The 14,044-nt window shown below is 59.6% G+C and carries 7 protein-coding genes and 3 rRNA genes; 7 read left to right on the top strand and 3 right to left on the bottom strand.

The genetic code is table 11. From position 1 onward, the window contains the following. The first annotated feature begins 339 nt into the window (after positions 1-339). The 3 genes from M1D51_RS21100 to rrf all read left to right on the top strand — a co-directional run bounded on the left by M1D51_RS21100 (position 340) and on the right by rrf (position 5,860). Positions 340-1,859, top strand: a 16S ribosomal RNA gene (locus M1D51_RS21100). Between the two features lie 568 nt (positions 1,860-2,427). Then, positions 2,428-5,572, top strand: a 23S ribosomal RNA gene (locus M1D51_RS21095). A 171-nt stretch (positions 5,573-5,743) separates the two neighbouring features. After that, positions 5,744-5,860, top strand: a 5S ribosomal RNA gene (gene rrf, locus M1D51_RS21090). Together the 16S, 23S and 5S rRNA genes form the textbook arrangement of a ribosomal RNA operon. 347 nt (positions 5,861-6,207) lie before the next feature. On the opposite strand, the gene M1D51_RS21085 is transcribed toward rrf, so the two are convergent. The 3 genes from M1D51_RS21085 to M1D51_RS21075 all read right to left on the bottom strand — a co-directional run bounded on the left by M1D51_RS21085 (position 6,208) and on the right by M1D51_RS21075 (position 8,883). Further along, a complete protein-coding gene (locus M1D51_RS21085) occupies positions 6,208-7,041 on the bottom strand; it encodes an alpha/beta fold hydrolase (protein ID WP_172326432.1) in 834 nt (277 codons plus the stop codon). 81 nt (positions 7,042-7,122) lie between these two features. After that, a complete protein-coding gene (locus M1D51_RS21080; RefSeq protein ID WP_172326431.1) occupies positions 7,123-7,977 on the bottom strand; it encodes an alpha/beta fold hydrolase in 855 nt (284 codons plus the stop codon). Between the two features lie 9 nt (positions 7,978-7,986). Beyond that, positions 7,987-8,883, bottom strand: coding sequence for an alpha/beta fold hydrolase (locus M1D51_RS21075; RefSeq protein WP_458107917.1), 897 nt, complete (start codon positions 8,881-8,883; stop codon positions 7,987-7,989). Positions 8,884-8,959: 76 nt separating this feature from the next. On the opposite strand from M1D51_RS21075, the gene lysS reads away from it, so the two are divergent. The 4 genes from lysS (at position 8,960) to M1D51_RS21055 (ending at position 13,983) form a co-directional block, all read left to right on the top strand. Then, positions 8,960-10,489, top strand: coding sequence for a lysine--tRNA ligase (gene lysS, locus M1D51_RS21070; protein ID WP_458107916.1), 1,530 nt, complete (start codon positions 8,960-8,962; stop codon positions 10,487-10,489). A 2-nt stretch (positions 10,490-10,491) separates the two neighbouring features. Continuing rightward, on the top strand, positions 10,492-10,665 hold the full coding sequence (locus M1D51_RS21065; protein ID WP_172326156.1) for a hypothetical protein: 174 nt from the start codon (positions 10,492-10,494) through the stop codon (positions 10,663-10,665). Positions 10,666-10,794: 129 nt separating this feature from the next. Then, on the top strand, positions 10,795-11,121 hold the full coding sequence (locus tag M1D51_RS21060) for a histone-like nucleoid-structuring protein Lsr2 (protein ID WP_172326157.1): 327 nt from the start codon (positions 10,795-10,797) through the stop codon (positions 11,119-11,121). A gap of 369 nt (positions 11,122-11,490) precedes the next feature. Further along, the gene (locus M1D51_RS21055; protein ID WP_026541632.1) at positions 11,491-13,983 is read left to right on the top strand and encodes an ATP-dependent Clp protease ATP-binding subunit; all 2,493 of its coding nucleotides are present in this window, start codon (positions 11,491-11,493) and stop codon (positions 13,981-13,983) included. Positions 13,984-14,044: the final 61 nt, after the last annotated feature.

The following is a 14,044-nucleotide window of genomic DNA, read 5'->3' as shown; positions in this document are numbered from 1 at the left end:
ATTGTTTTCTGAGTCGCCGGGTGCGAAACGGAAAGCCGGAAGGTGTGTACGGTTCGGTAGGCGGCCAAAAAATAACTCTTCTTTTCCAATGGCCCTGTTGGGTGCGCTGCTTTGTGTGGTGTGCTGTGGGTGATGTTTTGGGGGGTCTGTTGTTTGAGAACTCAATAGTGTGCCAAGTTTGTTGATACCGATTGTTTTATTGATTGGTTGAAATTATGGCTGGATCGTTGCGCACCCCCGTGTGTGGTGGTCTGGTTTTCAGCTGGTTTCGAATTTTGTGCAGCCGTGTTTGCCGTTATTTCCGGTGGGTGTGGTTGTGTCTGTTTGATTTGTTTTACTTCAACGGAGAGTTTGATCCTGGCTCAGGATGAACGCTGGCGGCGTGCTTAACACATGCAAGTCGAACGATGATCCCAGCTTGCTGGGGGATTAGTGGCGAACGGGTGAGTAACACGTGAGTAACCTGCCCTTGACTCTGGGATAAGCCTGGGAAACTGGGTCTAATACCGGATATGACTGTCTGACGCATGTCAGGTGGTGGAAAGCTTTTGTGGTTTTGGATGGACTCGCGGCCTATCAGCTTGTTGGTGGGGTAATGGCCTACCAAGGCGACGACGGGTAGCCGGCCTGAGAGGGTGACCGGCCACACTGGGACTGAGACACGGCCCAGACTCCTACGGGAGGCAGCAGTGGGGAATATTGCACAATGGGCGCAAGCCTGATGCAGCGACGCCGCGTGAGGGATGACGGCCTTCGGGTTGTAAACCTCTTTCAGTAGGGAAGAAGCGAAAGTGACGGTACCTGCAGAAGAAGCGCCGGCTAACTACGTGCCAGCAGCCGCGGTAATACGTAGGGCGCAAGCGTTATCCGGAATTATTGGGCGTAAAGAGCTCGTAGGCGGTTTGTCGCGTCTGCTGTGAAAGACCGGGGCTCAACTCCGGTTCTGCAGTGGGTACGGGCAGACTAGAGTGCAGTAGGGGAGACTGGAATTCCTGGTGTAGCGGTGAAATGCGCAGATATCAGGAGGAACACCGATGGCGAAGGCAGGTCTCTGGGCTGTAACTGACGCTGAGGAGCGAAAGCATGGGGAGCGAACAGGATTAGATACCCTGGTAGTCCATGCCGTAAACGTTGGGCACTAGGTGTGGGGGACATTCCACGTTTTCCGCGCCGTAGCTAACGCATTAAGTGCCCCGCCTGGGGAGTACGGCCGCAAGGCTAAAACTCAAAGGAATTGACGGGGGCCCGCACAAGCGGCGGAGCATGCGGATTAATTCGATGCAACGCGAAGAACCTTACCAAGGCTTGACATGAACCGGTAATACCTGGAAACAGGTGCCCCGCTTGCGGTCGGTTTACAGGTGGTGCATGGTTGTCGTCAGCTCGTGTCGTGAGATGTTGGGTTAAGTCCCGCAACGAGCGCAACCCTCGTTCTATGTTGCCAGCGCGTTATGGCGGGGACTCATAGGAGACTGCCGGGGTCAACTCGGAGGAAGGTGGGGACGACGTCAAATCATCATGCCCCTTATGTCTTGGGCTTCACGCATGCTACAATGGCCGGTACAAAGGGTTGCGATACTGTGAGGTGGAGCTAATCCCAAAAAGCCGGTCTCAGTTCGGATTGGGGTCTGCAACTCGACCCCATGAAGTCGGAGTCGCTAGTAATCGCAGATCAGCAACGCTGCGGTGAATACGTTCCCGGGCCTTGTACACACCGCCCGTCAAGTCACGAAAGTTGGTAACACCCGAAGCCGGTGGCCTAACCCTTGTGGGGGGAGCCGTCGAAGGTGGGACCGGCGATTGGGACTAAGTCGTAACAAGGTAGCCGTACCGGAAGGTGCGGCTGGATCACCTCCTTTCTAAGGAGCTGCTAATAATTGCCGGTGTCCGTGCATGCGGATGGTTGGTGGTTGTCAGTGTTGCCCATTGCGCAGGCGTCTGTTCTGCGGTGGGTGCTCATGGGTGGAATATCAACGAATCAAAGTTTTTTGGCATGGCCTTTGTGGTTGTGTCCTGGTGCTAGTACGGCGGCCTGTGCTTCCTTTTTTGGGGGTGTGGTGTTGTTGGGAACGTGTCCGGGGCGTGGCTGGTGGGGGTTGTGTTTGGCGCACTGTTGGGTCCTGAGGCAACAGGACCTTTTTGCAGCAATGCAGGGGGGCACTTCTGGTGTTTCTTTTGTTCCTGCTTCCGGTACTTCGTCCGCTGTTGATGGCTTGCGCTTCCCTTTGTGGGGTGTGGGTTGTGGTGGGTGTGGTCTGGTTGACGGGGTTGTTGTTTGAGAACTACATAGTGGACGCGAGCATCTAGAACACACGCACGTGGCTGGCCCTTTTGGGGTTGGTGTGGGTGTGTTCTTACAGCAATTTCTTATGAATGAACCTGGCCCTTGTGGTCGTGGTTCTCTCGAGTAAGTTTTTGATCTTGTGTGGTCAAGTTTTTAAGGGCACACGGTGGATGCCTTGGCATTAGGAGCCGAAGAAGGACGTAGGAATCTGCGATAAGCCTGGGGGAGTTGATAACCGAGCGTTGATCCCAGGATGTCCGAATGGGGAAACCCCGCACAACGCTGCAAGGTGATTGTGTGACCCGCATCTGAACACATAGGGTGCGTGGGGGGAACGCGGGGAAGTGAAACATCTCAGTACCCGCAGGAAGAGAAAACAATAGTGATTCCGTTAGTAGTGGCGAGCGAACGCGGATCAGGCTAAACCGTTTCCATGTGTGATAGCCGGCGGGCGTTGCATGGGCGGGGTTGTGGGACTTTCCGTTCTGGTTCTGCCGGACCAGTGAGGTGATGTGCGTGCATAGGTGAACGGTCTTGAAAGGCCGGCCAGAGAGGGTGTGAGCCCCGTAACCGTAATGTTGTGTGCAGCCTGGAGAGTATCCCAAGTAGCACGGGGCCCGAGAAATCCCGTGCGAATCTGTCAGGACCACCTGATAAGCCTAAATACTTCCTAATGACCGATAGCGGACCAGTACCGTGAGGGAAAGGTGAAAAGTACCCCGGGAGGGGAGTGAAACAGTACCTGAAACCGTGTGCTTACAATCCGTCGGAGCCAGTCTGATTCTGGTGACGGCGTGCCTTTTGAAGAATGAGCCTGCGAGTTAGTGTTACGTCGCGAGGTTAACCCGTGTGGGGTAGCCGTAGCGAAAGCGAGTCTGAATAGGGCGAGTGTAGTGGCGTGATCTAGACCCGAAGCGGAGTGATCTACCCATGGCCAGGTTGAAGCGACGGTAAGACGTCGTGGAGGACCGAACCCACTTCAGTTGAAAATGGAGGGGATGAGCTGTGGGTAGGGGTGAAAGGCCAATCAAACTCCGTGATAGCTGGTTCTCCCCGAAATGCATTTAGGTGCAGCGTTGCGTGTTTCTTGCCGGAGGTAGAGCTACTGGATGGCCGATGGGCCCTACAAGGTTACTGACGTCAGCCAAACTCCGAATGCCGGTAAGTGAGAGCGCAGCAGTGAGACTGTGGGGGATAAGCTTCATAGTCGAGAGGGAAACAGCCCAGACCACCAACTAAGGCCCCTAAGCGTGTGCTAAGTGGGAAAGGATGTGGAGTTGCGAAGACAACCAGGAGGTTGGCTTAGAAGCAGCCATCCTTGAAAGAGTGCGTAATAGCTCACTGGTCAAGTGATTCCGCGCCGACAATGTAGCGGGGCTCAAGTACACCGCCGAAGTTGTGGATTTCACACATTGCCCTAGCCTTCGTGGTTCAGGGGTGTGGAGTGGTAGGGGAGCGTCGTGTGGGCAGTGAAGTCGCGGTGTAAACCAGCGGTGGAGCCTACACGAGTGAGAATGCAGGCATGAGTAGCGAAAGACGGGTGAGAAACCCGTCCGCCGAATGATCAAGGGTTCCAGGGTCAAGCTAATCTGCCCTGGGTAAGTCGGGACCTAAGGCGAGGCCGACAGGCGTAGTCGATGGACAACGGGTTGATATTCCCGTACCGGCGAAAAACCGCCCATGCCAAGCGGGGGATACTAACCGCCCGGAGCCTGCCCGCTCACCCTTGTGGTGTTGTGGGTTTTGGCCGAGCGCGGGACCTGATCCCGGGAGGTAAGCGTATTAACAGGTGTGACGCAGGAAGGTAGCCGGGCCGGGCGATGGTTGCCCCGGTCTAAGGATGTAGGGTCAGGGATAGGCAAATCCGTTCCTGTGTGCTTCGAGCACGTGCCTGAGATCTGATGGGACTCCCGTTTGGGGGGATCCGGTGATCCTATGCTGCCTAGAAAAGCATCGACGCGAGGTTTTAGCCGCCCGTACCCCAAACCGACACAGGTGATCAGGTAGAGAATACCAAGGCGATCGAGAGAATTATGGTTAAGGAACTCGGCAAAATGCCCCCGTAACTTCGGGAGAAGGGGGGCCTGCCCCGTGATGGAGACTTGCTCTCCGTGAGCGGGTGTGGGCCGCAGAGACCAGGGGGAAGCGACTGTTTACTAAAAACACAGGTCCGTGCGAAGTCGCAAGACGATGTATACGGACTGACTCCTGCCCGGTGCTGGAAGGTTAAGAGGACCGGTTAGCCCCTTGCGGGCGAAGCTGAGAATTTAAGCCCCAGTAAACGGCGGTGGTAACTATAACCATCCTAAGGTAGCGAAATTCCTTGTCGGGTAAGTTCCGACCTGCACGAATGGAGTAACGACTTCCCCGCTGTCTCAACCATAAACTCGGCGAAATTGCAGTACGAGTAAAGATGCTCGTTACGCGCAGCAGGACGGAAAGACCCCGAGACCTTTACTATAGTTTGGTATTGGTGTTCGGAGTGGCTTGTGTAGGATAGGTGGGAGACGTTGAAACCCGGACGCCAGTTCGGGTGGAGTCATCGTTGAAATACCACTCTGGTCACTTTGGACATCTAACTTCGGCCCGTGATCCGGGTCAGGGACAGTGCCTGATGGGTAGTTTAACTGGGGCGGTTGCCTCCTAAAAAGTAACGGAGGCGCCCAAAGGTTCCCTCAGCCTGGTTGGCAATCAGGTGTCGAGTGTAAGTGCACAAGGGAGCTTGACTGTGAGAGAGACATCTCAAGCAGGGACGAAAGTCGGGACTAGTGATCCGGCGGTACATTGTGGAATGGCCGTCGCTCAACGGATAAAAGGTACCTCGGGGATAACAGGCTGATCTTGCCCAAGAGTCCATATCGACGGCATGGTTTGGCACCTCGATGTCGGCTCGTCGCATCCTGGGGCTGGAGTAGGTCCCAAGGGTTGGGCTGTTCGCCCATTAAAGCGGTACGCGAGCTGGGTTTAGAACGTCGTGAGACAGTTCGGTCCCTATCCGCTGCGCGCGCAGGAAATTTGAGAAGGGCTGTCCTTAGTACGAGAGGACCGGGACGGACGAACCTCTGGTGTGTCAGTTGTACTGCCAAGTGCATCGCTGATTAGCTACGTTCGGATGGGATAACCGCTGAAAGCATCTAAGCGGGAAGCTCGCTTCAAGATGAGATTTCCATACACATTTATGTGTGAGAGGCCCCCAGCCAGACCACTGGGTTGATAGGCCGGATGTGGAAGCGAGGACTAAAGACTCGTGAAGCTGACCGGTACTAATAGGCCAACAACTTACACCACACAACACACTGCACGCGTCCACTATGTGGTTCCCGAACAACAACCCGCCACGGGTTGCCGGAACCAAACAACTGAATAACAACCAAGCACCACAGTTGTAACCACAGTCTTCCCACCCAGGAAAACCACACCCCCAACAGGGTTTTGGTGGACCGGGACGGGTAACAGAGTTACGGCGGTCATAGCGTGGGGGAAACGCCCGGTCCCATTCCGAACCCGGAAGCTAAGACCCACAGCGCCGATGGTACTGCACCCGGGAGGGTGTGGGAGAGTAGGACACCGCCGGACAACCATTAAGGCAAGAGCCCCGACCCAAGGTCGGGGCTCTTCCCCTTTAACCACCACACCCACCAGCCCTACCCCAACACAAGCACCACCAGCCCCGCACCAAGCGCGGTACGGCGTTGCCTAAATCAGGCAGAAGAATCTTAGGGCCGCACACAGCGGCTATCGGGACCCACGGGTGACTGACACAATCCTGGAATAGTCAGCGCCTGGTCGCCCGGCCCCTGGCCGGTCGCCCTAGCCTGGTCACCAGGCCCCTGGCCGGTCGCCCTAGCCTGGTCACCAGGTCCTAGCCGGTCGCCCTAGCCGGTCACCCAGCCGTCGCCGGCCTCCCTGCGATCCAAAAAGGCCTAGCCCGAGAAGAACTCCGACAACTCGGAGATCAGCTTGTCCGGAGCCTTGTTGGGCCCGTCATGGCCGAAGCCAGGGAGGATGGTGTAGCTGGATCCGGACAGGATGTCGTGGATTTGGCCGCACGCAACGCCGAAGTACGCCGGGCTCTTCTCGCCCACCACAATCAGGGTTTCCAAGGGCAGCTCCAGGAACGGCTCGGGAGGCATATCAGCTGCGATGACGGCCTTGATCTCCCTGACGCCGCAGGTCATCAGCTCACGCATCTGTTTGCCCAGTGGTGTGCCGGCGGCAAGCTTGTTCGCCAGGGTCAACATGGACAGGGGCATTCGAGCGAAGGCGCCGCCGGTCTCTACTCCCTTGATGAGGATGGCGAGGGCGCGATCGTAGTCTCCCGCCGCCGTCGCGCGTTCATAATCCGGGGTCCAGTCAGCCTTGACGCTGTGGTTGACCGAGACGGCAGGATCATAGACAGCGAGGCGCTCAACCGGCAGCGTCCGGGCGGCGTGCAGCGCTACGGCACCGCCGAAGCTGTGCCCGAAGACGTCGGTACTGGAAGTGTGTTTCATGACAGCGTCAAGGTCCTGAATGTCGGCCTCGAGCGTATAGTCCTCGGACTGCGGGGATGAATCGCCACGTCCACGGCGGTTGAAGGTGTGAACGGGGCGGCCCAGGGCTTCACTCAGTTTCTGGGCGAAGCGCGTGTAATCGGCGGCCGTCACCATGGAGGCCGGAACGACGACGACGCCGGAGCCTGCCGCTGCCAGCTCACCGCCTGTAGTGAGTACTTCGAGGTGTCCGCCGTCGGGGGTCATGATGATGTCGCGCGTCATGACTTGAGCCTAACCGAGCGACCTGAGTGCCGGCAGCATGCCGGCCCTTATGTGGGAAAAGCGGCCGGTGTGGAAAAACGCTCAGCCTTTGAAGTAGTCCGAGATATCCGAAACGAGCTCGTTGACGGCTGCAGGAATCGACCCATGAAAACCCTTGGGCGAAACTTCCAGCGTGCTCCCGGGAACCGCCCTGTTCAACCGGGCGGCCGTGACCTTGTAGAACTGCGGGCTTTTCTTGCCCACCATGAAGTGCGTGCTGGAGGGGAGCACGGAGAAGTCGGTTGGAGTGTCCGCGGCTTCGAAGGCTGCCTTCAGCTCACCAACGCCCGAAGGCATCAGCTCGCGGAAGAGCTGATTGACTTTGGTCCGCGACACCACAGCCATGAGTCCCGCCAGAATTGGCTCGGGAACCCGGGCCAAGGCGGTTCCGGGTTGCATCCCGCGCTTCATCCGGGCCAGCGCCAGCCCGACATCACCCTTATTGACCGAATCCGCGAACCCGGCAAGCCATTCGGTGTCCATGCTGCCATCGATGTTCACCGCAGCGTCGTAAACGGCGAGCTTGTCGGGCTGGTGAGGCGTACCGGCAAAGGCTTGGGCGGCGTTCAATGCAACGGACCCACCCAGGCTGTGGCCAAAAATGTTCCGGGCGCCTGTGGCATCCATGATGGTACGGACATCGGCGATTTCCGTCGCCATGGAGTAGTGATCCGGCTGCTCGGTGGATTTGCCCCGGCCCCGGCGGTCGTAGACATCCACGGCCCAGCCATCACCGAGGCCCTTGGCCAAGGCCAGGGAGAACGGCCGGTAAATGAGTGCAGTGAGGAACGCCCCGCCGATGAGGACCACCCTGCGTTCCCCGGGGGCGTCCTCCGCGCCGTAGCTGTACAGGGCCAGCCGGCCGCCGTCGTGCGTTTGAATATCGCGTTCCCTCACCGGAACATCCTAGGTGGCACCGGGAAGTTCGCCGTGGACCCGGGGCCCGGTAAGAAACCGCGCGATGCGTGCGGCGAGCCGCTTCCCGGGGCGCAGGGGCCCTTCGTGGAACTGCAGCGGGACCACGGCAAAGTCGATTGCGGGCACTGCTCCGGCCAGCGTGCGCCCAGTCTCAGCAAAGTACGACGGACTCCAACCACCGCTGAGCATGAGCGTGGGCGTGGAGAGCTTCATGAAATCGTGAAGGTGGGCGTCGGCGTCCAGTACCGCCCGCATTTCGGTGACGGCGGTGGGGAGCAGGGAGCGCATCTCCAGACCCAAACGGGTCCGGGCCGATAGGACACTGAGCGTGCGCAGCGCCCCCATAGGCAGGTAGGAGATGGGCCCGGCGGTCCCCAGCCCCTGCACCAGGTGGGCCCAGGCATGGTCCAGTTGACCGGCCGTTACTGCTTCCTCAAGTTCGGGCCGCCACCTGCTGCTGAGGTTGCCGGACAAGGAAACCGCGGCATCATAGGTGACCAGTTTGTTGATCCGGGCCTGCCTCGCAGCTTGCAGTGCCACGAAACCGCCGTAACTGTGCGCCACTACGTCGGTGGAGCCGCTCTTTTCCATCACTGCATGGAGGTCCGCGATCTCAGTCTCCACCGAATAGCCCGGAGGCTGCGGCGCAGACCTCCCGCGGCCGCGCCGGTTGTAGCTGTGCACAGGGCGCCCCAGCATCACGCTGAGGGTTCGGGCGAAAGGCCAGTACAGCGAGTCCGTCACCAAGGTGCCATGGATGAGCACGACGCCGGCCGGTTCGGCAGGTGCCTTCGAACCGGGAATTGAGGCGCCTGACGCGGGGCGGAAGGTGTGCACCTCAAGCTGCCCGCCGCCGTCGACCGTTTCAACTGTCCATGTCTCCACAGCCCCGAGTCTATTCGTTTGCCCGATCCTGGGGCCCGGACGTGAAGGCCCGTAATCACCGGTAAACTTAAGGACTGTGACTTCCGCAAACACCCCAGCCCTGAACACCTCCGCAGAACCCATCGATGCCAGCGAGCAGATGCGCATCCGTATGGATAAGCGCGCCAAGCTGATCGAGCGCGGCACGGAGGCCTACCCGGTGGGTGTTGAACGGACCCATTCCCTCGGCGAAATCCGGGAGAAGTATGCCCACTTGGAAGCCGACGAAACCACCGGCGATATTGTCGGCGTCACCGGGCGCGTCGTGTTCGTCCGCAATACCGGCAAGCTGTGCTTTGCCACCCTCCAGGAGGGTGGCGTGGACGGTAAGGGCGTCCGGCTGCAGGCCATGCTGAGCCTTGCCAACGTCGGCGAGGAATCGCTCGCCGACTGGAAGGCCCTCGTGGACCTCGGCGACCATGTTTTCATCAAGGGCGAGGTAATTTCCTCCCGCCGCGGAGAGCTGTCCGTCATGGCCGACTCCTGGTCCATGGCCTCCAAGGCCCTGAGGCCCCTCCCGGTCCTGCACGCTGAACTGAACGAGGAAACGCGCGTCCGCCAGCGCTACGTGGACCTCATGGTCCGCGACGAAGCACGTGAGATGGTCTACAAGCGGGCAGCTATCACCCGCTCCGTCCGCGATACCTTGGACCGCCACGGCTACGTTGAGGTGGAAACCCCCATCCTGCAGCTGGTCCACGGCGGCGCTACGGCACGTCCATTTGAAACGCACATGAACGCGTTCGACCAGAAGATGACGTTGCGCATCGCTACAGAGCTTTTCCTCAAGCGCGCTGTTGTAGGCGGCATTGACCGCGTCTATGACATGGGCCGCGTTTTCCGCAATGAAGGCGTGGACTCCACCCACAGCCCCGAATTCACCACCTTGGAATGCTATGAGGCCTGGGCAGACCAGTTCGTCATGGCCGAACGCATGAAGGAAATTATCCTGAATGTGGCGGACGTCGTTGGAACGCGCACCATCCAGACGGAGGCCGGTGAAATCAACCTCGACGGCGAATGGGCCTGGGTTTCGGTTTACCCGGGTATTTCCGAAGCAGTGGGTGTGGAAATTACGCCGGACACCACGGTGGAGGAACTGCTGGCAATTGCCGCTAAGCACGAGGTCAAGGTGGACCCCAAGTGGGACGCCGAGAAGATCGTTGTGGAGCTGTTCGGCGAGATCGTGGAACCCACCTTGCTGAACCCCACGTTTGTCTATGACTACCCGCCCTCGGCGCAGCCTCTGGCCCGCCCGCACCGCGAAGACGGACGGCTCATTGAAGCCTGGGACCTGATCATTGGCGGCATGGAGCGGGGCACGGCCTTCTCCGAGCTCATTGACCCGGTGATTCAGCGCGAACGCCTCACGGAGCAGTCGCGACGTTCCGCAGCGGGCGACGAAGAAGCCATGCAGCTGGACGAGGACTTCCTCCGCGCCCTCGAATACGGCGCGCCGCCCATGGGCGGCATCGGGCTTGGCATTGACCGTTTGGTCATGCTGTTCACCGGGGCCGGTATTCGTGAAACCATTTTGTTCCCCCTGCTGAAGCCTGAAGGTCACTGATCATGGAGTACATCGCAGTCCTGGCGCCGTCCATAGTTGTGGGTTTGATCTTCTGGTTTGCCATGAAGTCGATCTTCAATGCAGACAAATCCGAGCGGCAGGCAGAAGCCCGCGCCCAGGCCGAAGCGAATTCAAAAAATGCCGGACCGGCGCCTGAAGGTCCAGCCCCTAAATAGGCCGCTAAATGGGTTCGAGTTTCGCGTGAATCCAATTGTGCTTTGACGTGCGTGCTTGTTGTGAACGATAATCGACAAAGGAACCCGGGGAATTTCTGATTATCCATCCCTCCAAAAGAGAGGCAACTCATGGCACAGAAAGTAAAAATCATCCTCGTCGATGACCTGGATGAAGGGGCTGCGGACGAAACTGTCCGGTTCGGCCTGGACGGTGTTAGCTACGAAATGGACCTGTCCACAGCAAACGCAGCGTCGCTTCGGAAGGCCCTGGAACCGTTTGTCGCAAAGGCCCGGAAGACTTCTTCCGGCCGTGGGACGCGGGGTCGCGCTACTCCGGCCCGCAACCAGGATTCCGCACAGATCCGGCAGTGGGCCCGTGATAACGGTTACACAGTCAACAGTCGCGGACGTATTCAGGCTGAAATTCAGGAAGCCTACCAAAAGGCCAATTCCTGATTCACCACTTCAATGCCCCGGCAGTCACTGCCGGGGCATTGGTTGTTTAAGGGACCCGGGTTTGTTGGGTGTCCGGTGGGTCCCAGCGGGGAATAGTCGCTGAAACCACTCTGTCCCGGAAGCCGGTTTACGCAGGCTCCAAGGAGTACAGGAAAGCATCGCCCTTGCCTCAGCTTGGAGTACTCGCACGGTGGGTTGGCGACAGTTTCCCGGACCGGCCGGCAGGATGTCACCGTCACCCGCCGGGGTCAAGGGGAAGCGCCCGTTTTATTCCTCCGCGGCGTCATGTTTCCCCTGTGGCGAACACGCCCCAAAAGTGTTGCTCCGGCACGTAGCATCAAAGTACGTCGTAGCTAGGAGTGTGGCGAAATGTTTGAGAGATTTACGGACCGTGCCCGTCGCGTGGTCGTCCTTGCCCAAGAAGAGGCACGGATGCTCAACCACAATTACATCGGTACCGAGCACATCCTCTTGGGTCTGATCCACGAGGGTGAAGGCGTTGCTGCCAAGGCGCTCGAGTCCCTGAGCATTTCGCTCGATGGCGTTCGCGAGCAAGTACAGGAGATCATCGGCCAGGGCCAGCAAGCCCCGTCCGGTCACATCCCCTTTACCCCGCGTGCCAAGAAGGTGCTTGAGCTTTCCCTCCGCGAAGCACTGCAGCTCGGCCACAACTACATCGGTACTGAGCACATCCTGCTCGGCCTCATTCGCGAAGGCGAAGGCGTGGCCGCCCAGGTGCTGGTGAAGCTTGGTGCGGACCTGAACAGGGTTCGTCAGCAGGTCATCCAGTTGCTCTCCGGTTACCAGGGCAAGGAAACCGCAGGCAGCGGTTCCGGCCAGGGCCAGCCGGAAGGTACGCCTGCCGGCTCGGTGGTGCTTGACCAGTTCGGACGCAACCTGACCCAGGCTGCCCGCGAAAACAAGCTCGATCCCGTGATCGGCCGCGAGCAGGAGATGGAACGCGTCATGCAGGTCCTCTCCCGCCGCACCAAGAACAACCCGGTCCTGATCGGTGAGCCCGGCGTCGGTAAGACTGCCGTCGTCGAAGGCCTCGCCCAGGCGATCGTCCGCGGGGATGTCCCGGAGACCATCAAGGACAAGCAGCTGTACACGCTTGACCTCGGTTCCCTGGTTGCCGGCTCCCGTTACCGCGGTGATTTCGAAGAGCGCCTGAAGAAGGTCCTCAAGGAAATCCGCACCCGCGGCGACATCATCCTCTTCATCGACGAGATCCACACCCTCGTTGGTGCAGGTGCTGCCGAAGGCGCCATTGATGCTGCGTCAATCCTGAAGCCCATGCTGGCCCGTGGTGAACTCCAGACCATCGGTGCCACCACCCTGGATGAATACCGCAAGCACATTGAGAAGGACGCTGCCCTTGAGCGCCGCTTCCAGCCGATCCAGGTCAAGGAACCCTCCGTCGCTCACGCGATCGAGATCCTCAAGGGCCTGCGTGACCGTTACGAGGCACACCACCGCGTGACGATTACCGACGGCGCCCTCGCCTCAGCCGCGCAGCTGGCCGAACGCTACATCTCGGACCGCTTCCTGCCGGACAAGGCGATCGACCTCATCGATGAAGCCGGCGCACGCCTGCGTATCCGTCGCATGACCGCTCCGCCGGAGCTCAAGGCCATGGATGAGCGTATTGCGGACGTGAAGATGGAGAAGGAATCCGCCATCGACGCCCAGGACTTCGAGGGTGCTGCTTCGCTGCGCGACAAGGAGCAGAAGCTCATTGCCGAACGCGCTGAGAAGGAACGCACGTGGAAGTCCGGCGGCATGGACGACATCTCCGAGGTTGACGAGGACCTGATCGCTGAAGTTCTTGCGAACTCCACCGGCATCCCGGTCTTCAAGCTCACCGAGGAAGAGTCCTCGCGCCTGCTCAAGATGGAAGACGAACTGCACAAGCGCGTCGTTGGACAGGACGAGGCCATCAAGGCCCTGTCCCAGGCCATCCGCCGTACCCGTGCAGGCCTGAAGGACCCCAAGCGTCCGGGTGGCTCGTTCATCTTCGCCGGCCCCACGGGCGTCGGCAAGACCGAGCTCGCCAAGGCCCTGGCCGAGTTCCTGTTCGGTGAAGAGGACGCCCTCATCACACTGGACATGTCCGAGTACTCCGAGAAGCACACGGTTTCGCGTCTCTTCGGTGCACCTCCGGGCTACGTCGGCTACGAAGAAGGCGGCCAGCTGACCGAGAAGGTCCGTCGTCGTCCGTTCTCCGTGGTCCTGTTCGACGAAGTGGAGAAGGCCCACGCCGATCTCTTCAACTCGCTGCTGCAGATCCTGGAAGACGGCCGCTTGACCGACTCCCAGGGCCGCGTGGTGGACTTCAAGAACACCGTGATCATCATGACCACCAACCTTGGTACCCGCGATATCTCCAAGAGCGTGGCAACGGGCTTCCAGTCCGGTACGGACACCCAGACCGGCTACAACCGGATGCGCGCCCGGGTCACGGAAGAGCTCAAGCAGCACTTCCGCCCCGAGTTCCTCAACCGCGTTGACGACGTCGTGGTGTTCCCGCAGCTGACGCAGGACGAGATCATCGAGATCGTGGACCTGTTCGTGACCCGCCTGGAGCGTCGCCTCAAGGACAAGGACATGGGCATCGAGCTCACGCCCGCTGCCAAGGTCCTCCTGGCCACGCGTGGTTACGATCCCGCCATGGGTGCCCGGCCTTTGCGCCGCACCATCCAGCGCGAGATCGAGGACCAGCTGTCCGAGAAGATCCTGTTCGGCGAACTCCACTCCGGCGACATCGTTGTGGTGGATGTTGACGGCGAAGGTGACGACGCCAAGTTCACGTTCGAAGGCAACGCCAAGCCGCGGATCCCGGAGATCGCTCCCACCGCGTAAGGCAATACAGCACAAAGCCCCGCCAGCTCCCACAAAGGAGCAGGCGGGGCTTTTGCGTAAC

This window comes from Arthrobacter sp. R3-55 (assembly GCF_054161505.1).
Note: the sequence above shows the minus strand (reverse complement) of the source record. Positions and strands in the feature narration are given on the sequence as shown.

Coding starts and splice junctions, on each gene's coding strand:
- M1D51_RS21060 (WP_172326157.1), top strand. CDS start 10,795: ATGGCACAGAAAGTAAAAATCATCCTCGTCGATGACCTGGATGAAGGG.
- M1D51_RS21085 (WP_172326432.1), bottom strand. CDS start 7,041: ATGACGCGCGACATCATCATGACCCCCGACGGCGGACACCTCGAAGTA.
- M1D51_RS21055 (WP_026541632.1), top strand. CDS start 11,491: ATGTTTGAGAGATTTACGGACCGTGCCCGTCGCGTGGTCGTCCTTGCC.
- M1D51_RS21065 (WP_172326156.1), top strand. CDS start 10,492: ATGGAGTACATCGCAGTCCTGGCGCCGTCCATAGTTGTGGGTTTGATC.